General features: G+C 44.6%; 21 protein-coding genes and 1 other annotated feature. All 21 genes read left to right on the forward strand.

The window, feature by feature from the left end; all coding sequences use genetic code 11:
• Window positions 1–32 precede the first annotated feature (32 nt).
• On the forward strand, window positions 33–1493 hold the full coding sequence (gltX, locus tag H580_RS0112580) for a glutamate--tRNA ligase (protein WP_028595105.1): 1461 nt from the start codon (window positions 33–35) through the stop codon (window positions 1491–1493).
• A gap of 428 nt (window positions 1494–1921) precedes the next feature.
• Window positions 1922–2680 (forward strand): serine O-acetyltransferase, encoded by a 759-nt coding sequence (gene cysE / locus H580_RS0112585; protein WP_028595106.1) that lies wholly within the window; start codon window positions 1922–1924, stop codon window positions 2678–2680.
• On the forward strand, window positions 2677–4119 hold the full coding sequence (cysS, locus tag H580_RS0112590) for a cysteine--tRNA ligase (RefSeq protein WP_028595107.1): 1443 nt from the start codon (window positions 2677–2679) through the stop codon (window positions 4117–4119). Before cysE ends, cysS begins: the two co-directional genes overlap by 4 nt.
• Window positions 4116–4637 (forward strand): Mini-ribonuclease 3, encoded by a 522-nt coding sequence (locus H580_RS24165; protein ID WP_245583560.1) that lies wholly within the window; start codon window positions 4116–4118, stop codon window positions 4635–4637. The genes cysS and H580_RS24165 overlap by 4 nt, the downstream gene beginning before the upstream one ends.
• A gap of 64 nt (window positions 4638–4701) precedes the next feature.
• Window positions 4702–5445 (forward strand): 23S rRNA (guanosine(2251)-2'-O)-methyltransferase RlmB, encoded by a 744-nt coding sequence (gene rlmB, locus H580_RS0112600; protein WP_028595108.1) that lies wholly within the window; start codon window positions 4702–4704, stop codon window positions 5443–5445.
• Between the two features lie 5 nt (window positions 5446–5450).
• Window positions 5451–5993, forward strand: coding sequence for an NYN domain-containing protein (locus tag H580_RS0112605; RefSeq protein WP_028595109.1), 543 nt, complete (start codon window positions 5451–5453; stop codon window positions 5991–5993).
• 202 nt (window positions 5994–6195) lie between these two features.
• Complete coding sequence (gene sigH, locus H580_RS0112610) at window positions 6196–6852, forward strand: RNA polymerase sporulation sigma factor SigH (RefSeq protein ID WP_028595110.1); 657 nt, start codon at window positions 6196–6198, stop codon at window positions 6850–6852.
• A 342-nt stretch (window positions 6853–7194) separates the two neighbouring features.
• Entirely contained in the window at window positions 7195–7344 is a 150-nt protein-coding gene (gene rpmG / locus H580_RS0112615) for a 50S ribosomal protein L33 (RefSeq protein WP_028595111.1), read from the forward strand.
• A 38-nt stretch (window positions 7345–7382) separates the two neighbouring features.
• Window positions 7383–7574 carry a preprotein translocase subunit SecE gene (gene secE / locus H580_RS0112620; RefSeq protein WP_028595112.1) on the forward strand — a complete coding sequence of 64 codons (192 nt, stop codon included), beginning with the start codon at window positions 7383–7385 and terminating at the stop codon, window positions 7572–7574.
• 24 nt (window positions 7575–7598) lie between these two features.
• Window positions 7599–8132 (forward strand): transcription termination/antitermination protein NusG, encoded by a 534-nt coding sequence (gene nusG, locus H580_RS0112625; RefSeq protein WP_028595113.1) that lies wholly within the window; start codon window positions 7599–7601, stop codon window positions 8130–8132.
• A gap of 73 nt (window positions 8133–8205) precedes the next feature.
• Window positions 8206–8631: a 50S ribosomal protein L11 gene (gene rplK, locus H580_RS0112630; RefSeq protein ID WP_028595114.1), complete on the forward strand. Its 426-nt coding sequence runs from the start codon at window positions 8206–8208 to the stop codon at window positions 8629–8631.
• Between the two features lie 60 nt (window positions 8632–8691).
• On the forward strand, window positions 8692–9384 hold the full coding sequence (gene rplA / locus H580_RS0112635; RefSeq protein WP_028595115.1) for a 50S ribosomal protein L1: 693 nt from the start codon (window positions 8692–8694) through the stop codon (window positions 9382–9384).
• A 94-nt stretch (window positions 9385–9478) separates the two neighbouring features.
• Window positions 9479–9636 (forward strand) — a sequence feature (ribosomal protein L10 leader region).
• Between the two features lie 54 nt (window positions 9637–9690).
• Window positions 9691–10194 carry a 50S ribosomal protein L10 gene (gene rplJ / locus H580_RS0112640; protein ID WP_028595116.1) on the forward strand — a complete coding sequence of 168 codons (504 nt, stop codon included), beginning with the start codon at window positions 9691–9693 and terminating at the stop codon, window positions 10192–10194.
• Between the two features lie 61 nt (window positions 10195–10255).
• On the forward strand, window positions 10256–10618 hold the full coding sequence (gene rplL / locus H580_RS0112645; protein WP_028595117.1) for a 50S ribosomal protein L7/L12: 363 nt from the start codon (window positions 10256–10258) through the stop codon (window positions 10616–10618).
• A gap of 131 nt (window positions 10619–10749) precedes the next feature.
• Entirely contained in the window at window positions 10750–11352 is a 603-nt protein-coding gene (locus H580_RS0112650) for a class I SAM-dependent methyltransferase (RefSeq protein ID WP_028595118.1), read from the forward strand.
• 426 nt (window positions 11353–11778) lie between these two features.
• Window positions 11779–15321 (forward strand): DNA-directed RNA polymerase subunit beta, encoded by a 3543-nt coding sequence (rpoB, locus tag H580_RS0112655; protein ID WP_028595119.1) that lies wholly within the window; start codon window positions 11779–11781, stop codon window positions 15319–15321.
• 185 nt (window positions 15322–15506) lie between these two features.
• Complete coding sequence (gene rpoC / locus H580_RS0112660; protein WP_028595120.1) at window positions 15507–19127, forward strand: DNA-directed RNA polymerase subunit beta'; 3621 nt, start codon at window positions 15507–15509, stop codon at window positions 19125–19127.
• 341 nt (window positions 19128–19468) lie between these two features.
• Entirely contained in the window at window positions 19469–19723 is a 255-nt protein-coding gene (locus H580_RS0112665) for a ribosomal L7Ae/L30e/S12e/Gadd45 family protein (protein ID WP_028595121.1), read from the forward strand.
• 149 nt (window positions 19724–19872) lie between these two features.
• Window positions 19873–20292, forward strand: a complete 420-nt coding sequence (rpsL, locus tag H580_RS0112670) for a 30S ribosomal protein S12 (protein ID WP_028595122.1) — start codon at window positions 19873–19875, stop codon at window positions 20290–20292.
• A 53-nt stretch (window positions 20293–20345) separates the two neighbouring features.
• A complete protein-coding gene (rpsG, locus tag H580_RS0112675) occupies window positions 20346–20816 on the forward strand; it encodes a 30S ribosomal protein S7 (RefSeq protein ID WP_028595123.1) in 471 nt (156 codons plus the stop codon).
• Between the two features lie 56 nt (window positions 20817–20872).
• Window positions 20873–22948: an elongation factor G gene (gene fusA, locus H580_RS0112680; RefSeq protein ID WP_028595124.1), complete on the forward strand. Its 2076-nt coding sequence runs from the start codon at window positions 20873–20875 to the stop codon at window positions 22946–22948.
• Window positions 22949–22976 lie beyond the last annotated feature (28 nt).

Below are 22976 nucleotides of genomic sequence, written 5' to 3' on the forward strand. Positions count from 1 at the left end.
ATGAAAATAAGGCATATTGTGAGGGATACATAATGACAAAAGACATCCGCGTCCGGTATGCACCTAGTCCTACAGGACACTTGCATATTGGTAATGCACGTACAGCGTTATTCAACTATTTATTCGCTCGCCGTCATGGCGGGAAGTTCATCGTTCGTATTGAAGATACAGACGTGAAGCGTAATGTAGCTGGCGGAGAAGAAAGCCAGTTCAAATATATGAAATGGCTCGGCATCGAGTGGGATGAGAGTATTGATGTTGGCGGCGACTTCGGTCCATATCGCCAGACTGAGCGTTTGGAAACGTACCGTAAGTATGCGCAAGATCTTATGGATCGCGGTCATGCTTTTAAATGTTACTGTACGGAATCGGAGCTTGAAAAAGAGCGCGATGCTCAAATGGAGCGCGGCGAGACGCCTAAGTACGCTGGTACTTGCCGTCATTTAACAGCTGATGATCACGCTCGTCTTGAAGCAGAAGGCCGTGAGTCAAGCATTCGTTTCTTAGTACCAGTAGGTCGTTCGTACACATTTGATGATGTTGTAAAAGGCGAGATTACGTTCGAGTCCGATACAACGGGAGACTGGGTTATCATTAAGAAAGACGGTATTGCGACGTACAACTTTGCTGTCGTTGTTGATGATTATGAGATGAAAATGTCTCACGTTCTCCGTGGAGAGGATCATATTACGAATACGCTTCGTCAGTTGATGATTTATGAAGCGCTTGGTTGGGAACCTCCAATATTCGGACATATGACACTTATCGTAAATGAAAATCGCAAGAAGCTTAGTAAGCGCGACGAGTCGATCGTTCAGTTTATTGAGCAATATGACCAACTTGGCTATTTGCCAGAAGCAATGTTCAATTTCATCGTATTGCTTGGTTGGTCTCCAGAAGGCGAAGAAGAGATGTTCTCGCGTGAAGAGCTTATCCAAATTTTCGATGCAAACCGTCTCTCTAAGAGTCCTGCTGTGTTCGATACGAACAAGCTGAAGCACTTAAACAACTTGTATATGAAAAAAGCAGACCCGGACCGCATTGCGGACATGTCTATTCCGCATCTTCAGAAAGCAGGAAAGCTGCCTGAATCGCTTAGCGAAGAACAAGCGGCATGGGCAAAAGCGCTCGTGAAGCTTTATCAGGAGCAGATGAACTGTGCTTCGGATATCGTGGAATTGTCTGATTTGTTCTTCCGCGATGAATTAGTAATCGACGAGGAAGCACAAGCAGTATTGTCCGAGGAACAAGTGCCAACTGTACTTGCAGCTTTGCATGGTAAGTTGGAAGCGGCATCCGCTTGGGATGTTGAAACGGTAAAAGGTGCATTGAAAGAAGTACAGAAGGAAACTGGTGCAAAAGGCAAAGGGTTGTTTATGCCTGTGCGCGTAGCGGTTTCTGGACAAATGCACGGTCGTGATTTGAATGAGACGATTATTTTGCTTGGTCGTGAAACGGTATTGAAGCGCCTGCAAAATGGTGTATCTGCATAATTCACTGGCTTTCGCAATCCTAGGATTGTCAAGATAAGATCATTTCTCGTATACTGATGTATACATGAAAAGAAATAGTATGAATAATTGAAATAGCGTTGAACGGGAGAGTATACAAGTAAATGGCATGTCCAGAGAGGGTCTATTACGAAGCATGTTTCGTAAGGTGTAAATGACCTCATGTTAATTGTATGCATTGCACCCGGAAGCTTCATTTTTGATATAAGCCATCTTTTAATTTAAAGAGAAAGGCTTAAGGTAAAGAATGACGAGTCGTTCACGTTACAGAACGCAGGAGTGGGATTGGTGAGTTATCTCCGATCCAAACAGAGTGGAACCACGCGTCGCGTCTCTGTAGCATAGCTACAGGGGCGTTTTTTTATGACCAACCATACAAAATGGCGGTTCAGGGGGAGAATGTACAAATTATGGGACGTATACGAAAGCTAATCCAGTCCGACATACAGACAGTATTCGAGAATGATCCAGCTGCACGTAGTAAGTTCGAAGTTGTGTTTACCTACTCAGGATTGCATGCGATATGGGCTCATCGAGTTGCACATTGGTTTTTTAGACGCCGCTGGTTTACGGTTGCTCGGATGATTTCTCAAGTGAGCCGATTTATGACCGGAATTGAAATACACCCAGGCGCTTCGATCGGAGAGAGGTTGTTTATTGACCACGGTATGGGAGTTGTCATCGGGGAAACCTGTATTATCGGTGATGATGTTGTTATTTATCAAGGGGTTACTCTTGGTGGTACGGGAAAAGAAAAGGGCAAACGTCATCCTACAATCGGAGACAATGTTGTTATCGGTTCCGGTGCGAAAGTGCTTGGTTCTTTTACAGTAGGGGATAATTCTAATATAGGTGCGAATTCACTTGTGCTGAGAGAAGTACCATCCAATTGTACAGTGGTAGGTAATCCGGGGCGGATCGTTAAGCAAAATGGAATTAAAATTGATCGTTTGAATCATACACAGCTGCCTGACCCTGTTATCGATATGCTCCGTTCCATGGAAGAGGAGATAACTGGATTGAAGACGGAACTTGAACGGATGCGCCAGCATATACAAGTGAACAGCTCGGGGTCTTCGGTGAATGACGCGAGACATGAGAAAACGATTAAACAGTCAATGAATAGTAGTACGGGACAACCCGACTTGAAGGAGGTAAAGCAGATATGACGCTTAACATATTTAATACGATGACACGTGAGAAGGAGCTTTTCACACCGCAAAAAGCGGGTGAAGTAAAGATGTATGTGTGCGGTCCAACTGTGTACAACTATATTCATATTGGTAATGCAAGGCCAGCTATGGTGTTCGATGTGGTACGTCGTTATCTGGAGACAATCGGATACGATGTACAATATGTAATGAACTTTACAGATGTAGATGACAAACTGATTACGAAGTCTCAAGAGTTGAGCGTGACGGTTAATGAAGTAGCTGACACCTATATCGAAGCTTACTTAGAAGATTGCGATGCCCTTGGTATTCGTCGTGCAACAATGAATCCGCGTGTGACAGAGCATATTCAAGAAATTATTGAGTTCATCTCCAAATTAGTGGAGACAGACTTTGCTTATGAGTCCGGTGGAGATGTTTATTTCCGCACGAAGCAGTTTGAGGAGTACGGTAAACTATCTCATCAAAAGATCGATGAATTGCAGTTCGGTATTCGGATCGAAGTGGATAAGCGCAAGGAAAGTCAAGAAGACTTTGTACTTTGGAAAGCCGCTAAGCCAGGTGAAATTTCATGGAGTAGTCCATGGGGAGAAGGTCGTCCTGGCTGGCATATCGAATGCTCGGCAATGGCTCGTCGCTACCTTGGTGACACGCTTGACATACATGGCGGCGGTAAAGATTTAACGTTCCCACACCATGAGTGCGAAGTAGCGCAGTCCGAGGCAGTAACAGGCAAGCCTTTGGCTAACGTATGGATGCATAATGGTTATATTAATATGGATAATGAAAAAATGTCGAAGTCGCTTGGAAACGGTGTGCTTGTTAGAGAATTAGTTAAGGCATATAAGCCAAATGCACTTCGCTACTTTATTTTAGCTACTCATTACCGTAACCCGTTGAATTTCTCGGCTGAAGCGATACAACAGGCGGAGAAATCGGTCGAGCGCCTAGAAAATGCAGTAGCGAATGTGAAGCATGCTTTGCAATCGCTTGGCGTATCTGTTCATGATGAAGCGGGCGATGTATCTAGCCATGGAGAGCCAAATGAAGAGCTGCAAGCTAAGCTGGCAAACATTCTTGAAACATTCGACGCGAAGATGCAGGATGATTTCAACACGGCCGATGCGATAACAGCGATGTTTGAGTGGGCTACAGAAGCAAATGTGTGGGTACAGCAGCAGGCACAAGCTAATACGCTGCAAGCAGCTGATCTGCTTGCACTCATTGATGCATTCGATGCAATGAATGAAGTGCTAGGAATTGTAGTAGAACAAGAAGAATTGCTCGATGCAGAAATTGATCAGTTGATTCAAGAACGAATCGAAGCTCGCCAGTCAAAAAATTGGGCTCGTGCAGATGAGATTCGCGATTTGTTAACGGCGCGTGGTATTGTACTTGAAGATACACCGCAAGGTGTTCGCTGGAAGCGGGCATGAAAGGAGTGCAGTTGACGATGGTAGATGAGCAGCAACAGCAAGAACGTCAGCTGGGACAGGTAGAAGCGGGACAGTTGGATTGGCTGTTCCCTTATCGTCCTTCTAAGGATACAAAGCAGCTTAATCCAATTGTACTTGCGTACATCGGAGATGCGGTATACGAGATGGCTGTGCGCCAATATGTGATATCACAGGCAAACCATCGGCCAAATCATATGCATCGTGAGTCGATTAAGCTGGTTTCTGCTAAGGCGCAAGCTCGTAATTTACAAAAACTTGTACCGTTTTTGTCTGAAGAAGAGGCAGATGTCGTACGGCAAGGACGAAATACGAAATCTAATGTACCAAAGAGTGCTAACGTAAATGAATATCGGCAAGCTACAGCGTTAGAAGCTTTGTTTGGGTTTTTGTATTACGAGAAGCGGGTGGAACGGCTCCGTGAATTAGTGGAACTGATGATGTCTGAAGAGGATGGTTCTGTTAAGGAACCAGCCGTCGTTCTCGATGACAGTAAATAGAGAAAAAATGATTTGAAATGCTAAGTTAACTTAGAACGATGTAATAGCTAGGAGGATATACACGATGGAAGAACAAGAACTTATTGCCGGGAAGCACTCCGTTACAGAGGCGCTTCGCTCCGGTCGAACGATCAATAAAATATGGATTGCTGAGCAGGCGCAAAAACATTTAACACAGCCGATTATTGCGGAAGCGAAAAAAGCAGGTGTTGTCGTTCAGTTTGTAGATAAGCGCAAGCTCGATCAAATGGCTGAAGGTGTACAGCATCAAGGTGTAGTCGCTCAAGTTGCGGCATATGCTTATTTCGAAGTGGACGAGCTGTTGGCTCGTGCAGAAGAGCGCGGAGAGAAGCCGTTTTTGCTTATTTTGGATGAGATAGAGGATCCTCATAATTTAGGTTCTATTTTACGTTCAGCTGACTGTACAGGAGTTCACGGGGTCATTATTCCGAAGCGTCGCTCTGTTGGTTTGACGGCTACCGTATCGAAAATTTCCGCGGGTGCTGTTGAATATGTACCAGTAGCGCGAGTGACGAACTTAGCATCAACTATCGCAGATTTAAAAGAGCGTGGAGTTTGGGTCGTTGGAACAGATGTGTCAGCACGTGAAGAGATATATGACACGAATGTGTTTGACTCTCCAGTTGCACTTGTAATTGGCAATGAGAATAAGGGAATGGGACGTCTTATCCGCGAATCTTGCGACGTATTGCTGAAGCTTCCGATGGCTGGACAGATAAACTCTTTGAATGCGTCGGTTGCAGCGGGAATATTCATGTATGAGGTTGTGCGTCATCGCCGGGGGTGACCTTTATGGCACAACAGTCTGATTATCGTGATGTATTGCTTGTTGACGGCTACAATATGATTGGAGCATGGTCAAATTTGAAGCAGCTGGCTGATCAAAATTTGGAGGAAGCTCGCAATCGGTTGCTGGATATGCTTGCTGACTATCAGGCTTATTCGGGGCGTCGAGTTATTACTGTATTCGATGCCTATCGAGTACCTGGGCTAGGGGCTTCCTACAAGCAAGGCGATGTGAACATAACATTTACAAAGGAAAAAGAAACAGCCGATGAATGTATAGAGCGTCTTGTAGCTGAGCTCAAACATCGGCGCCGGGCGATCTATGTAGCCACTTCAGATATGACGGAGCAAAATGTAGCATTTGCTCAAGGAGCTTTGCGAGTTTCTGCACGTGAATTACAGCTCGTCATTCAACAAGCTCGTCAAGAAGTACAGGTTCATATTCGCGATCAAGCTCTCTATCCTGTGAAGCGTAATCCATTAGAAGAGAAGCTTAGTCTCGATGTTTTGTTAAAGCTAGAGCAGCTTAGGCGTGGTAAATCGAAATAAACAGCACTATAGTAAATGAGCAAATATTTGACCTACTTGGTAGGTAGTTTCAATAGTTTCCAGTTGATCTTTAAAGTGAAAGTGTTTTTTTCGCATGGGATCAAGCTTTCTCGCGGTTGACGGTATACCAACTATTCTATATACTAAATCTATCATTTGTGATGTAACGGGTGGATTGCGTTGCAGGCCGGAGGGATTGCTAGTGAGTGTAGACCTCAAAGAATTAAGCACGTTCCCATACGATAAATGGACGGATGAACAACTCGTGGACGCTGTCCGTGAAGGTGATTGCGATGCTTTGGAGTATTTGATTAACAAGTACCGCAATTTTGTTCGTGCTAAGGCCCGTTCTTACTTTCTCATTGGAGCTGATCGTGAAGATATTGTACAGGAAGGTATGATCGGACTATACAAGTCGATACGTGATTTCAAAGGAGACAAGTTAGCTTCATTCAAGGCATTTGCGGAACTCTGCATTACCCGGCAGATTATCACTGCCATTAAGACTGCCACGCGTCAGAAGCACATTCCTCTTAATTCTTATGTTTCGCTGGACAAGCCGATTTATGATGAAGATTCAGATCGTACATTATTAGACATAATCGGGGGTTCAAGGGTTTCTGATCCTGAAGAACTTATTATCAATCAAGAAGAATTTGTTGGTCTTGAAGATAAGATGTCAGAAATACTAAGCGATCTAGAACGGAAAGTGTTGATGCTGTATTTAGATGGTCGGTCATATCAGGAGATTGCAGTTGATTTGGATAGACATGTGAAGTCGATTGATAATGCGTTGCAACGTGTTAAACGTAAGCTAGAGCGTTATCTGGAAGTGCGCGACGGTGTTGAACTGGCATAGTTAGTTATGAATTCGCTATTATTTACAGATTTGAGTCTACTTCTTACTTAAAAGAAGTTGACTTTTTTTGATTTATTATCGTAAATGGTCTGTACAGGTTTAGTTTGAAAAGAAAACTACCATACTGATAGCAATAAAAGTTTGACGATCTTTACCTTTGTATTCAGCTGTCGGATATGATAGAGTAAAGGGCATAAACCCCCATGGCGTCAACATAAATTTCATTGACATGAAATTACCCGTATGATAAAGTGTTTTAGGTAGCCCTAAATATGCGTACGTTTTTAGGATAAAATTCCGACGCTTCTTATCATTAAAAGGTGTCTTCAGGAGGTGTACAACATGCGCGTAATCGTTACGATGGCTTGCACAAGCTGCAAACAACGCAACTATACGACAACAAAGAACAAGCGCAATCATCCAGACCGCATCGAGTTCAAGAAATTCTGCAAGTACTGCAACGAGCATACTTCTCATCGTGAAACAAGATAAGCTAGGTGGAGGTGCAGTCCGTGGCTTTCTTAGGGAATGTGAAGCGTAGTTTTGGTTCGATGTTTTCCTTCTTCTCCGACAGCTGGGGCGAATTGAAGAAAGTTCGCTGGCCTAACCGTAAAGAGTTGACAAGCTATACGATCGTTGTATTATCTACGGTCATCTTTGTTACGCTTTATTTTTGGGTGTTGGACATCGGCATTTCGGCGATTGTCGAAGCGATTATTTAATAAAAGTCCCAAGGTGGAACAAGTATGGAAAAAAGATGGTATGTCGTTCATACCTATTCAGGGTATGAAAACAAGGTGAAAGCCAATCTCGAAAAGCGCGTCGAATCGATGGGCATGGAAGATAAGATATTCCGTGTTCTTGTTCCTATGGAAGAAGAACTGGTAAACAAAGACGGTAAGAAAAAGACTGTCATGCGTAAAGTTTACCCAGGTTATGTTCTTGTCGAGATGATCCAAACTGATGAATCGTGGTACGTTGTGCGTAATACGCCAGGTGTTACTGGATTCGTTGGTTCAACAGGCTCAGGTTCCAAACCAACAGCGTTGTTGCCAGAAGAAGTTGATCAGATTCTGAAAACAATGGGTATGGAAGCGCCGAAGCCGACAGTCGACTTCGAACTGAAAGAATCAGTGCGCATTAAGGTAGGGCCTTTTGCAAACTTTGTTGGTTCAATCGAAGAGATTGTAACAGACAAAGAAAAGCTTAAGGTTCATGTAAACATGTTTGGTCGAGAAACCCCGCTTGAGTTGGATTACCACCAAGTGGAGAAGATTTAATAAATCTTTTCAGAAGGTTTCTTTTGTGGGAGAGCTAACTCTGCCCACATATTAGCGCAAGGAGGTGTACAACATGGCGAAGAAAGTCATTAAAGTTGTCAAATTGCAAATTCCAGCAGGTAAAGCGAATCCTGCACCACCAGTAGGTCCAGCATTGGGTCAAGCAGGTGTTAACATCATGGCGTTCTGTAAAGAGTTCAACGCGAAAACAGCTGATCAAGCAGGTCTTATCATTCCTGTTGAGATTTCTGTATTCGAAGATCGTTCCTTTACGTTCATCACGAAAACTCCACCAGCTGCAGTATTGTTGAAAGTAGCTACTAAAGTGGAAAAAGGTTCTGGCGAGCCTAACAAGAAGAAAGTTGCGACTGTAAAGCGTAGCGTTGTTCGTGAGATCGCAGAACAAAAAATGGCTGACCTTAACGCAGCGTCCGTAGAAGCGGCTATGCGCATGGTTGAAGGTACAGCACGCAGCATGGGTATTGTTGTAGAAGACTAATCCGTCTTCGTACGCACATGTGGGAGGTTTATCCGTTATTACCACAAAGGAGGAAATATCATGGCAAAGCACGGTAAGAAATACCTTGAAGCTGCTAAGTTGATTGATAAAGATGCAATCTACGAGCCAGCTGAAGCCATTGAATTGGTGAAAAAAGCAGCGACTGCTAAATTCGACGAGACTGTTGAAGCTGCAGTTCGTTTGGGTGTAGACCCTCGTAAACAAGACCAAGCTGTTCGTGGTGTAGTTGTATTGCCACACGGTACTGGTAAAACTAAACGCGTTCTCGTATTTGCAAAAGGCGAGAAAGCTAAAGAAGCAGAAGCAGCTGGTGCTGATTTTGTTGGAGATCAAGATCTAATCAACAAAATTCAACAAGGCTGGTTCGAATTCGATGTCTGCGTAGCAACACCAGACATGATGAGTGAAGTTGGTAAATTGGGTCGTATCCTTGGTGGTAAAGGCCTAATGCCAAACCCTAAAGCTGGTACGGTTACTTTCGATGTTACTAAAGCTGTTCAAGAAATCAAAGCTGGTAAAATCGAATACCGTCTAGACAAAGCAGGTCAAATTCACGCACCTATCGGTAAAGTATCTTTCAGCGCTGAACAGTTGAACGAAAACTTGAAAGCTCTAATCGATGCTCTTAACCGTGCTAAGCCAGCAGCGGCTAAAGGTGTTTACATGAAGAACATCGCGGTTTCTTCCACGATGGGTCCTGCAGCACGCGTAAACACAGCTTCTTATCGCTAAGATAAGACAAACTATTGGTAATTAACGCTAAAGGTTGACATTAATCGGCTGGACGTGTTACTCTAATAGAGTTGTTGTTGACAACGTGTTGAATTAAATTTGAATAAACGTACCGTAGACAGTAGGTGCCGCAAGGCTTAATTTCCTACCGAGGTGTTCGAATAGAATGAGTGCGATGGTTGGGCGTAGCCCGCCCGCCATTCGCTTCGTGATGCCTCTGTAGAACACTGCAGAGGCTTTTCTTATGCTAAGGCGTTAAGAAACATCGAATACATGCGGTCATTAATCTTGTAGGAGGTGGATCGAGTGGCAAACGCAAATACTATCGCAGCGAAACAAGAATCCGTTCAAGTAATCGCTGAGAAATTGCGTGGCAGCGCAACTACGGTTGTTGCGGACTACCGCGGATTGAGCGTAGCTCAGGTAACTGAACTTCGTAAACAATTGCGTGAGGCAGGCGTTGAATTCCAAGTGTTGAAAAATACATTGGTTCGTCGTGCAACAGCAGAAGCTGAATTGTCTGAGTTGGATCAGGTTCTAACTGGACCTACAGCGATCGCGTTCAGCCGTGAAGACGCAATTGCTCCTGCGAAAATCTTGCATGATTTCGCAAAGAAAAATGACGCTCTTGAAATTAAAGGTGGCGTCGTTGAAGGTCGCGTCGTAGACGTAGCACAAATTCAAGCATTGGCAACATTGCCATCCCGCGATGGTTTGCTGTCCATGTTGCTCAGCGTGCTTCAAGCACCTGTTCGCAACTTCGCATTGGCAGTCAAAGCAGTTGCAGAGAAGCAAGAAGCCGAAGCGTAAGAGACTTATTCGTCAAGAATGTGTCCTAAACTTATAAAAGAACTAAATGGAGGTTATCCTAATGAGCAAAGAGCAAATCTTGGAAGCCATTAAAGGCATGTCCGTATTGGAATTGAACGATCTTGTTAAAGCAATCGAAGAAGAATTCGGCGTAACAGCTGCTGCTCCAGTAGCAGTTATGGCTGGTGGCGCTGGTGAAGCTGCTGCAGAGCAAACTGAATTCGACGTTATTTTGACTAACGCAGGCGCTGGCAAAATCAACGTAATCAAAGTAGTTCGCGAAATCACTGGTCTTGGCTTGAAAGAAGCTAAAGAGCTAGTTGACAACGCTCCAAAAGCTTTGAAAGAAAAAGTAAGCAAAGAAGAAGCAGAAGCAGTTAAAGCTAAGCTTGAAGAAGCAGGCGCAACTGTAGAAGTTAAGTAATAGCTACTTTCTTGATTCGAACCCCTTGAACTTGACTTCAAGGGGTTCGTTGTCTAGGATACGACGGATGACATACTGTGTCTTTGACGCATCCTAGGCAATAGAGGAAAGAAAGATAGGGGGTGCCGCAAATGGCTCACTATTACAGTAAAGAGCAACAAGTTGCACATAACAAACGAGAGCTGACGTTTAATTTACGTGGAATATCTTTGCGGTTATGGTCAGATGCTGGCGTATTTTCAAAAGGTAGTGTCGATTATGGTAGTAGAGTGTTGATTGAGCATATGGAAATTCCGGCGAACAGTCAGGTGCTGGATGTAGGTTGTGGCTACGGGCCGATTGGCTTGATAGCGGCAAAACTAAATCCAAGTGGTCATGTGACGATGGTAGATGTAAATGATCGTGCTCTTGCTTTGGCACAAGAAAATGCCGGTTTGAATGGTGTATCAAATGTAACGATTCACGAGAGTGATGGATTGAACGCGCTAGTAGGCAAGAAATACGACGTTATATTAACGAATCCGCCAATTCGTGCGGGTAAGGAAGTAGTGCATCGTATTTTTGAGCAATCCTATCATCAGCTTAATGGAAGTGGTAGCCTGTGGATCGTTATTCAGAAGAAGCAGGGTGCGCCATCGGCAGTTGAGAAGCTTCAAGACTTATTTGGCAAAGATAGTGTAGAGGAAGTAGCCAAAGATAAAGGGTATCGAATTTATCGTGCGCTTAAATCCTGATTGGCAATATCTTCACTGGAGTATGGCGTATATTAATAACCACTTTTAATTGACTTGATATTTGTGGTGTGTTATTATTATAGAATGTCAGTATTAGAATGGTCTTCATGTCTTTAAATCACTGAAATGTCAAGCTTTTTTATGAAAAGCATGCATACATTTTCGTTAAGTGACGTATAATGTTTACATTTTGGGCAAATCTATCGAATATGAAGAACTATGGCAACACCGAAATGACGGAATGGGGAAACGGCGTCCATTGCAAATATGCGTTATCAGCGTTTTTGTTATGAGCGTATGTTTTCTTTTTGTGTTTGTTTCTTAACTTTAGTGTTTTAGAGTCACTTTCGTGGACTTTATTATAAAGGATATCGAAAAGGATTCGCAATCCAATTTTTTTGAGTAGACATGAGGGGTGAGTATAAGTTGGCAGGACATCTTGTTCAATATGGACGACGCACTCGACGTAGTTATGCGCGCATCGAAGAAGTTCTCGAAGTTCCGAACTTGATAGAAATCCAACAGAAATCGTACCAATGGTTTTTGGATGAAGGATTGCGAGAGATGTTCCAAGACATATCTCCGATTCAGGATTTCACAGGTAATCTAGTTCTGGAATTTATCGATTACAGCTTAGGTGAGCCGAAGTACTCGGTCGATGAATCAAAAGAACGCGATGTAACATATGCGGCACCGCTTCGTGTAAAGGTGCGTCTTCTTAATAAAGAAACTGGTGAAGTAAAAGAGCAGGAAGTATTTATGGGAGATTTCCCGCTCATGACAGAAACCGGTACGTTCATCATCAACGGTGCAGAACGTGTAATTGTCAGCCAGTTAGTCCGCTCCCCAAGTGTCTATTTTAGCACAAAAATCGACAAAAACGGGAAAAAGAACTATACGGCTACAGTAATTCCGAACCGTGGTGCATGGCTTGAATTGGAGACAGATGCGAAAGATATTATCTATGTTCGTATCGATCGCACGCGTAAAATCCCAGTAACGGTACTTCTTCGTGCATTGGGCTTCGGAACTGACGAACAAATTTTAGATTTGCTCGGTCACGATGAATATATTCGTAACACTCTTGATAAAGACAATACAGACTCTACTGAGAAAGCGCTGATTGAAATTTATGAGCGCCTTCGTCCAGGCGAGCCGCCGACATTGGATAATGCAAGAAGCTTGCTTATCGCTCGTTTCTTCGATCCGAAGCGCTATGACTTGGCCAATGTAGGTCGTTATAAAATTAATAAAAAGCTTCACATCAAGAACCGTCTCTTCAATCAACGTCTTGCTGAGACATTGGTTGATCCGGATACGGGAGAAATTGTTGCAGAAGCAGGTCAAATGATTGACCGTCGTTTGTTAGATGAAATATTGCCGCGCTTGGAAAGTAACATTGGCTTCAAGACACATCATGTAGCTGGTGGAGTACACGAGACGGACGATATTCCATTGCAAACGATTAGCGTATATTCACCGATTGACGACAGCAAAATTGTGAAGCTGATTGCGAACGGGATTATCGATAAGTCTGTTAAGAACATCACTCAGGCAGATATCATCTCGTCTATCAACTACTTTATCAACTTGCTACACGGCATCGGAAGCACGGACGATATTGACCACTTAGGTAACCGTCGTTTGCGCTCTGTTGGTGAATTGCTTCAGAACCAATTCCGTATCGGTCTTAGCCGTATGGAACGTGTTGTTCGTGAGCGTATGTCCATTCAAGATGCGAATGTTATTACGCCGCAGGCTCTAATCAACATTCGTCCAGTTATTGCTTCAATTAAGGAGTTCTTCGGTAGCTCTCAGTTGTCGCAATTTATGGATCAAACGAATCCGTTGGCTGAGCTGACGCATAAGCGTCGTCTCTCTGCGTTAGGACCAGGCGGTTTGACGCGTGAGCGCGCGGGCTTTGAAGTCCGAGACGTTCACCCATCCCACTATGGTCGTATGTGTCCGATCGAGACACCAGAGGGTCCGAACATCGGTTTGATCAACTCCTTGTCCACGTTTGCTCGTGTGAACGAATATGGCTTCATCGAAGCACCATATCGTTGGGTTGATCCTAAGACAGGTCAAGTAACCGATCATATCGATTACATGACAGCGGATGAAGAAGACAATTATGTTGTCGCACAGGCGAATGCCCCTCTTAATGAAGATGGAACATTCCGTGATGAGGCAACAATCGTTCGTTACAACAAGCAATCGGATAACATCCTTACAATGCCGACGGAACGCGTCGACTATATGGATGTATCACCTAAACAGGTAGTATCCGTTGCAACAGCGCTTATTCCGTTCTTGGAGAACGATGACTCTAACCGTGCGCTCATGGGATCAAACATGCAGCGGCAAGCGGTGCCATTGCTAATTCCGCAGGCTCCGTTTGTTGGTACGGGAATGGAACATAAGTCGGCTAAAGATTCCGGCGTATGTATCGTGTCTAAGATTAATGGTGTTGTTGAGCGTGTAAGTGCGAACGAAATTCAAGTTCGTGAGATTCAAATAGTAGATGGCCGCGAGGTACGTGGTGATCTCGTTAAGCATAAATTGCAGAAGTTCATGCGTTCTAACCAAGGAACTTGTATCAACCAGCGTCCGCTTGCTAAACGCGGCGAAATCGTCAAAGTTGGCGATATTCTGGCTGACGGTCCTTCCACGGAGATGGGTGAACTGGCACTCGGTCGCAACGTTGTCGTTGCGTTCATGACGTGGGAAGGTTATAACTATGAGGATGCGATTCTTCTCTCTGAGAAACTCGTGAAAGAAGACGTGTATACGTCTATTCACATCGAAGAGTACGAGTCTGAAGCTCGTGATACGAAGCTTGGACCAGAAGAAATTACTCGTGACATCCCGAACGTCGGTGAAGAGGCATTGAAGAATCTCGACGAACGCGGTATTATCCGTGTTGGTGCTGAGATTAAAGCAGGTGACATTCTCGTTGGTAAAGTTACACCTAAAGGTGTTACTGAGTTGACGGCTGAAGAGCGTTTGCTTCATGCAATCTTCGGTGAGAAGGCACGCGAAGTTCGTGATACTTCCTTGCGTGTACCTCACGGTACTGACGGTATCGTTGTTGATGTCAAAGTGTTCACGCGTGAGAATGGTGACGAATTGCCACCAGGCGTGAACCAACTCGTGCGTGCATATATTGCACAGAAACGTAAAATCTCTGAAGGAGATAAGATGGCGGGACGTCACGGTAACAAGGGTGTCATCGCTCGTATCTTGCCTGAAGAAGATATGCCGTTCTTGCCAGACGGTACGCCAGTTCAAGTTGTATTGAACCCACTAGGCGTTCCATCCCGTATGAACATCGGTCAGGTACTTGAAGTTCACTTGGGTATGGCAGCACGTTACTTGGGTATGCATACTGCTTCACCGGTATTCGACGGTGCAACGGAGTATGACGTATTCGATACAATGGAAGAAGCAGGTATGCAACGCAACGGTAAAACCGTATTGTACGATGGTCGTACAGGCGAGCGCTTCGAACGTGAAGTTACTGTCGGCGTTATGTACATGATTAAGCTCGCGCACATGGTTGACGATAAAATCCATGCGCGTTCTACAGGTCCTTACTCTCTCGTTACGCAGCAGCCGTTGGGTGGTAAAGCTCAGTTCGGTGGACAGCGCTTTGGTGAGATGGAGGTTTGGGCACTTGAGGCTTACGGTGCTGCATACACGTTGCAAGAAATTCTTACTGTCAAATCCGATGACGTTGTTGGCCGCGTGAAAACGTACGAGTCGATCGTTAAAGGTGAGAACGTTCCAGAACCGGGTGTTCCAGAGTCCTTCAAGGTATTGATTAAAGAGCTTCAAAGCTTGGGTATGGACGTTAAGATTCTGACAGAGAATGAAGAAGAAATTGAAATGCGTGAACTCGATGAGGATGATGATGTTCCTCAAGACAAACTGAATCTTGGTTTGGATGACGACTACGCAGTGGAATAAATAGAACTAGCAGGATGATAGCAGGCAGCATTAGCTGCCTACTATCATTACATGGTGTATAACCGTCTGTTCTAGGGAATTTGTTGTTCTTAGGGAGACATTTGCTCGAAGATAGAACGAAGTTCACTAGGCCGTCTAACAATAGACGGTGATCTCAAGTACAGATTAAGGAGGGTCGCTCCTAGATGGACGTCAACAATTTTGAATTTATGAAGATTGGGCTTGCCTCTCCCGAAAAGATCCGTTCGTGGTCTCGCGGTGAAGTAAAGAAGCCGGAGACAATCAACTATCGTACGCTCAAGCCGGAGAAAGAAGGTTTGTTCTGCGAAAAAATCTTCGGACCGACGAAAGACTGGGAATGTCATTGCGGTAAATACAAGCGTGTTCGTTACAAAGGTGTTGTCTGTGATCGATGCGGTGTTGAAGTAACGCGTCAAAAAGTACGTCGTGAGCGTATGGGTCACATTGAATTGGCAGCTCCAGTATCTCACATTTGGTATTTCAAAGGTATTCCAAGCCGTATGGGCTTGGCACTTGATATGTCACCACGTTCACTCGAAGAGATTATCTACTTCGCATCGTACGTGGTCACGGATCCAGGTGATACACCTCTTGAGAAGAAACAGCTTCTTTCCGAGAAGGAATATCGCAGCTACCGTGAAAAATACGGCCCTGCATTCCAAGCAGGCATGGGTGCTGAAGCAGTTAAGAAATTGCTTCAAGACCTTGATCTCGAGAAAGATCTTGAAACGTTGAAGGAAGATCTTCGTACGGCACAAGGCCAACGCCGTAATCGTGCGATTAAGCGTTTGGAAGTCATCGAAGCATTCCGTAATTCTGGAAACTTCCCGGATTGGATGATTCTCGATGTATTGCCAGTTATCCCACCTGAGCTTCGCCCAATGGTACAGTTGGATGGCGGTCGTTTTGCGACTTCTGACCTGAATGACTTGTACCGCCGTGTTATTAACCGTAATAACCGTTTGAAGCGTCTTCTTGACTTGGGTGCACCTGACATTATCGTTCAAAATGAGAAGCGTATGCTTCAAGAAGCAGTTGACGCGCTCATCGACAACGGTCGTCGTGGTCGTCCAGTTACAGGACCGGGTAACCGTCCATTGAAATCTCTCAGCCACATGCTGAAAGGTAAACAAGGACGTTTCCGTCAGAACTTGCTAGGTAAACGTGTTGACTACTCCGGACGTTCGGTTATCGTAGTAGGACCGAGCTTGAAGATGTATCAGTGCGGTTTGCCGAAAGAAATGGCACTTGAATTGTTTAAGCCGTTTGTTATGAAAGAGCTTGTTAACAAAGGCTTGGCTCACAATATTAAGAGTGCGAAGCGCAAAGTTGAGCGTGTTAGCCCAGAAGTATGGGACGTTCTCGAGCAAGTAATCCGTGAACATCCAGTTCTTCTTAACCGTGCACCTACGCTTCACAGACTCGGTATCCAGGCATTCGAACCAATTTTGGTTGAAGGCCGTGCTATTAAGCTTCATCCGCTCGTATGTACAGCTTATAACGCTGACTTCGACGGTGACCAGATGGCGGTTCACGTTCCATTGTCCGCAGAAGCTCAAGCAGAAGCACGTTTGCTAATGCTCGCTTCCGGCAATATCTTGAACCCGAAAGACGGTAAGCCAGTTGTTACGCCATCCCAGGATATGGTCCTCGGATCCTTCTACTTGACGATGGATAACAAAGAAGCTAAAGGTACAGGTATGATCTTGTCGAACATGAATGAGGCTGTTTCCGCTTATCAGCGTGACGTTGCTTCCTTGCATGCTCGCGTTGTCATTCCAGTTAAAGCACTTGGTAAGACGTGCTTCACAGAAAAACAACAAGATGCTCTTCTCGTTACAACGGTAGGGCGTATTATATTTAATGAAATCTTCCCAGCTGATTTCCCTTACATCAATGAGCCGTCGAAGCAAAACTTGTTTGAGGGAACACCAGATCACTACTTTATTTACGATAAAGGCGCGAACTATCGTGAGTATATCGAAAATATTCCGCAAACTGGTGCGGTTGGTAAAGATTATTTGGGTCAGATCATTGCTCGTTGCTTTGAGACGTTCCATACGACTAAAACAGCTGTTATCTTGGATCAGATCAAGCAACTCGGCTTCACATACTCGACTCGTGCGGGTATCTCTATAGCGGTATCTGACGTTATCGTACCGCAAGAGAAGATCGAGGTATTGAAAGAATCTGATGACAAAGTTAAGGTTATTACAAATCAATATCGTCGTGGTCTTATTACGAATGAAGAGCGTTATGACCGAGTTATTGAAGTTTGGTCGAAATCAAAAGATGTCATTACTGATATCTTGATGAAATCGATGGAACGCTATAACTCCATCATGCTCATGGTTGATTCCAAAGCCCGTGGTAATAAATCGCAGATTACTCAGCTAGGCGGTATGCGTGGTCTCATGGCCAACCCGTCTGGTCGTATCATCGAGTTGCCGATTAAATCGAACTTCCGTGAAGGTCTTACGGTCTTGGAGTACTTTATCTCCACGCACGGTGCTCGTAAAGGTCTTGCCGATACAGCACTTCGTACAGCGGATTCCGGTTACCTTACACGTCGTCTCGTTGACGTTGCACAAGACGTTATCGTGCGCGAAGACGATTGCGGTACAGATAAAGGCTTCCTTGTTGCGGATATTTCTGACGGCAAAGAGGTTATCGAAGGTTTGTATGATCGTGTTGAAGGTCGTTACTCCTTTGAAACGGTTCGTCATCCAGAAACAGGTGCGATCATCGTTAACCGTAACGAATTGATCGACTCTGACAAAGCAGATGCAATCGTTAAAGCTGGTGTCAAGAAACTTCAAATCCGTTCCGTTCTTAGCTGTCGTGCACGTCATGGCGTATGTAAGAAGTGTTACGGTCGTAACTTGGCAACAGGTAAATTCGTTGAGATCGGTGAAGCAGTTGGTATCATCGCCGCGCAATCGATCGGTGAACCAGGAACGCAGCTTACAATGCGTACGTTCCACACCGGTGGTGTTGCGGGTGACGATATTACACAAGGTTTGCCGCGTATCCAAGAGTTGTTCGAGGCGCGTAATCCGAAAGGTCAAGCGATTATCTCTGAACTCGACGGCGTAATCAAAGAAATCCGTGAAACGAAAGATCGTCGTGAGGTTGAAGTACAAGGCGAAGCTGAGACGAAAGTCTATGCAGCGAGCTATGGATCTCGTATCCGTGTACATGAAGGCCAGACGATCGAGGCGGGCGACGAGATTACAGAAGGTTCTATTGACCCTAAAGAAATGCTTCGCATTAAAGGTATTCGTGGCGTTCAGAACTATATCCTTCAGGAAGTTCAGCGCGTATATCGTAACCAGGGTGTAGAAATCAACGACAAGCACGTTGAAGTTATGATCAAGCAGATGCTTCGTAAGATCCGTATTATCGATGCTGGAGACACTACGCTTCTACCAGGCGCATTCGTAGACATTTATGAATACGAAACGGCTAATAAGGAAGCGATCTTGGCTGGTAAAGAGCCAGCAGTCGCTAAACCAGTATTGCTCGGTATTACAAAAGCGTCTCTTGAGACAGATTCCTTCTTGTCTGCAGCATCCTTCCAAGAGACGACTCGTGTCTTGACAGATGCAGCGATTAAGGGCAAAGTGGACCAATTGCTTGGTCTGAAGGAGAACGTCATCATCGGTAAGTTGATTCCTGCAGGTACAGGTATGAACCGTTACCGCAGTGTTAAAGTAATCAACCCGCTTGAAGAGACGAACGAAGAGGCATTGGATTCCGAAGAAGTAGTTAGCGTAGCTGACTAATTCAGAGTCGATCTATCTGCTGATTTCTATAGCATAATATACTGGCCGTTAGGGGGCTGCATAAGTAGTTCCCCTAACGGTTTTTATATGGATAACAAATAAGCTGCTAGTAGATGCAATGGCAACGTTTGTTATTGAAAATCTCGGACAAGATGGTATAGTAGAAAGGTCGAGAAATTGTTGCTTAGTGTAGTTAATGAAAAGTTTATTGAAGTAGTAAATTACATGAAGCGAGCGACAAAGTTTTTATCAAAAATATTCTTGACATGATATAACTCAAGTGATAATATATCGAAGTGTGCCCAAGAGGTTAACCTGTTACTTTCGGAGGAACATGATTCATGTCTAATGATAAGAGTCTACAGGATACAAACATCAAGATTGGGACGAAACAGACGACCAAGATGGTAGAGCAAGGCAAAGCCATTGAAGTCTATGTTGCTTTAGATGCCGACAAGAAATTGATTTCTAAGATAACATCAATTTGTTTCAAGCGAAATGTAAAAGTAACAGAAGTTACTACGATGCAAGAGCTTGGCAAGCTGTGTGGTATCGAAGTCGGAGCTGCTATGGCAGCGGTCATCAAACCAGAATAGGTAACCCAATGTTTTTGTGAAGGATGACGGAATGTATTGAAGTTTCCGGGAACAAAAACTTTTCATTTGCCCATTTATGAACCGCCTGGATCTGTGGGCTTAGCTAAGCCAGGCAACACAGTTGATTCTATAATGAGGGGGTGGCAATCATGCCAACTATTAACCAACTAGTCCGTAAGGGCCGTCAAGCAAAAGTAACTAAGTCCAAATCCCCAGCTTTGCAAAAAGGTTTCAATGCCTTGAAGCGTACGGAGACTGACTTGAGCGCACCTCAAAAACGTGGTGTTTGTACTCGTGTAGGTACTATGACGCCTAAAAAACCGAACTCCGCACTTCGTAAATATGCGCGTGTTCGTTTGACTAACCGTGTAGAGGTTACTGCTTACATCGGAGGTATTGGTCACAACTTGCAAGAGCACAGTGTCGTGCTTGTACGCGGTGGCCGTGTAAAAGACCTTCCGGGTGTACGTTACCACATCGTTCGCGGTGCTTTGGATACTGCAGGTGTAAACAACCGTATGCAAGCTCGTTCCAAATATGGTACGAAGCGTCCTAAGAAAAAAGCATAATGAAAAAAGCTCATGAACATAATTCATGATCTTATTGAGAAAGGGGGATACACATGCCACGCAAAGGTCCAGTTACTAAACGTGACGTGTTGCCGGATCCGGTATACAACAGCAAGTTGGTTACTCGTTTGATCAACCGTATTATGATCGACGGTAAACGCGGTGTTGCTCAAACAATCTTGTATGATGCATTCAAGCTTATCCAAGAACGTACAGGCAATGACCCTATGGAAGTATTTGAAGCAGCAATCAAAAACATCATGCCAGTTCTTGAAGTTAAAGCTCGCCGTGTAGGTGGTGCTAACTATCAAGTACCTATCGAAGTTAAGCCTGAGCGCCGTACTTCTTTGGGATTGCGCTGGTTGGTTAACTACTCGCGTAACCGCGGTGAAAAAACAATGCAAGAGCGTTTGGCAGCAGAAATTATCGATGCTTCCAACAACACTGGTGCATCTGTTAAGAAGCGCGAAGACACGCACAAGATGGCTGAAGCGAACAAAGCATTTGCTCACTACCGCTGGTAGGATGCTAATGCGAGTTCGTTTCTCCGAACTCTTATTTTGAAGGGAGACTCCCAATAATGGCTAGACAGTTCTCCTTGCAGAATACGCGTAACATCGGAATCATGGCTCACATCGATGCCGGTAAAACAACAACTACGGAGCGTATTTTGTTCTACACAGGCCGTACTCACAAAATCGGTGAGGTGCACGAAGGTGCAGCAACAATGGACTGGATGGAACAAGAACAAGAGCGTGGTATCACGATCACTTCCGCTGCTACTACAGCAGCTTGGAGAGGTCATCGTGTTAACATCATCGATACTCCGGGTCACGTTGACTTTACGGTAGAGGTTGAGCGTTCCCTTCGCGTATTGGACGGAGCAGTAGGCGTATTCTCTGCTAAAGAAGGCGTTGAGCCTCAATCCGAGACAGTATGGCGTCAAGCTGATAAATACAGCGTACCTCGTATTGCTTATGTAAACAAAATGGACATCATTGGCGCTGACTTCCTCAACGTTATTGAAACCATGAAAGATCGTTTGCAAGCGAATGCTGTAGCTATTCAGTTGCCAATCGGAGCAGAGAACGACTTCAAAGGTATCATTGATTTGATTGAGCAAAAAGCTCATATCTTCAAAGATGACCTTGGTCGCGATGTTGATATTATTGACGTTCCAGAAGAGTTCAAAGCGAAAGTTGAAGAACTTCGTATGGAACTTATCGAGAAGGTTGCAGAGCTTGACGAAGAATTGATGATGAAATACCTTGAAGGTGAAGAGCTTACGATTGAAGAAATCAAAGCTGGTCTCCGTAAAGGTGTAGTAAACGTTCAAATCTTCCCTGTTATCTGTGGTTCTTCTTACAAAAATAAAGGTGTTCAACTTATGTTGGACGCAGTTATTGATTACTTGCCAGCTCCAACAGATGTACCTGACATTAAAGGTACATTGGAAGATGGCGAGGAAGCTGTTCGTAAGTCTTCTGACTCTGAGCCATTCTCGGCTCTTGCGTTTAAGATTATGACAGACCCTTACGTTGGTAAGTTGACGTTCTTCCGCGTATACTCTGGTGTATTGAACTCCGGATCTTACGTATTGAACGCAACAAAAGGCAAGCGCGAGCGTATCGGCCGTATCCTTCAAATGCACGCTAACAGCCGTGAAGAAATCGATGTAGTTTACTCCGGTGACATCGCAGCTGCAGTAGGTTTGAAAGATACAGGTACAGGTGATACACTGTGTGAAGAGAAGAATCCAATTATTTTGGAATCTATGAACTTCCCTGATCCAGTTATCGAGATCGCGGTTGAGCCTAAGACTAAGGCTGACCAAGATAAGTTGGGTGTAGCACTCAGCAAATTGACTGAGGAAGATCCAACTCTTCGTGCTCACACAGACGAAGAAACTGGACAAACGATTCTTGCGGGTATGGGTGAGCTTCACTTGGAGATCATCATTGACCGTATGCGTCGTGAGTTCAAAGTTGAGACGAACGTAGGTAACCCTCAAGTTGCTTACCGTGAAACGTTTAAATCCGCTGCTAAGGTTGAAGGTAAGTTCGTACGTCAATCCGGTGGACGTGGTCAGTTCGGTCACGTTTGGATCGAGTTCGAACCACAAGAGCCAGGTGTTGGATTTGAGTTCGTCAACAAAATCGTCGGTGGTGTTGTTCCTCGTGAATACATCGCTCCGGTTCAAGCTGGTATCGAAGAATCGATGAAGAACGGCGTATTGGCTGGCTTCCCGATGGTAGATATCAAAGCTACAATCTTCGATGGTTCTTACCATGACGTTGACTCCTCCGAGATGGCGTTTAAGATTGCAGGATCCATGGCGCTTAAAGCTGCTAAGGAAAAATGTAATCCGGTATTGCTAGAGCCAATCATGAAGGTTGAAGTTACAGTTCCTGAAGAGTACATGGGCGACGTTATGGGTATGTTGAACTCCCGTCGTGGACGTATCGAAGGTATGGATTCTCGTGCTGGTGCACAAGTTATCCGTGCTAAGGTACCTCTCGCTGAGATGTTCGGTTACTCCACAACACTTCGTTCCGGTACACAAGGACGCGGCGTGTTCGCAATGGAACTTTCTCATTATGAAGAAGTACCTCGCAACATCGCTGAGCAAATCGTTTCCAAAGTTAAAGGTCAATAATCTAACGATTATTGCTTAATTGACTTAT

The organism is Paenibacillus assamensis DSM 18201 (genome assembly GCF_000422445.1).
Taxonomy (GTDB): Bacteria; Bacillota; Bacilli; order Paenibacillales; family Paenibacillaceae; genus Paenibacillus_B; species Paenibacillus_B assamensis.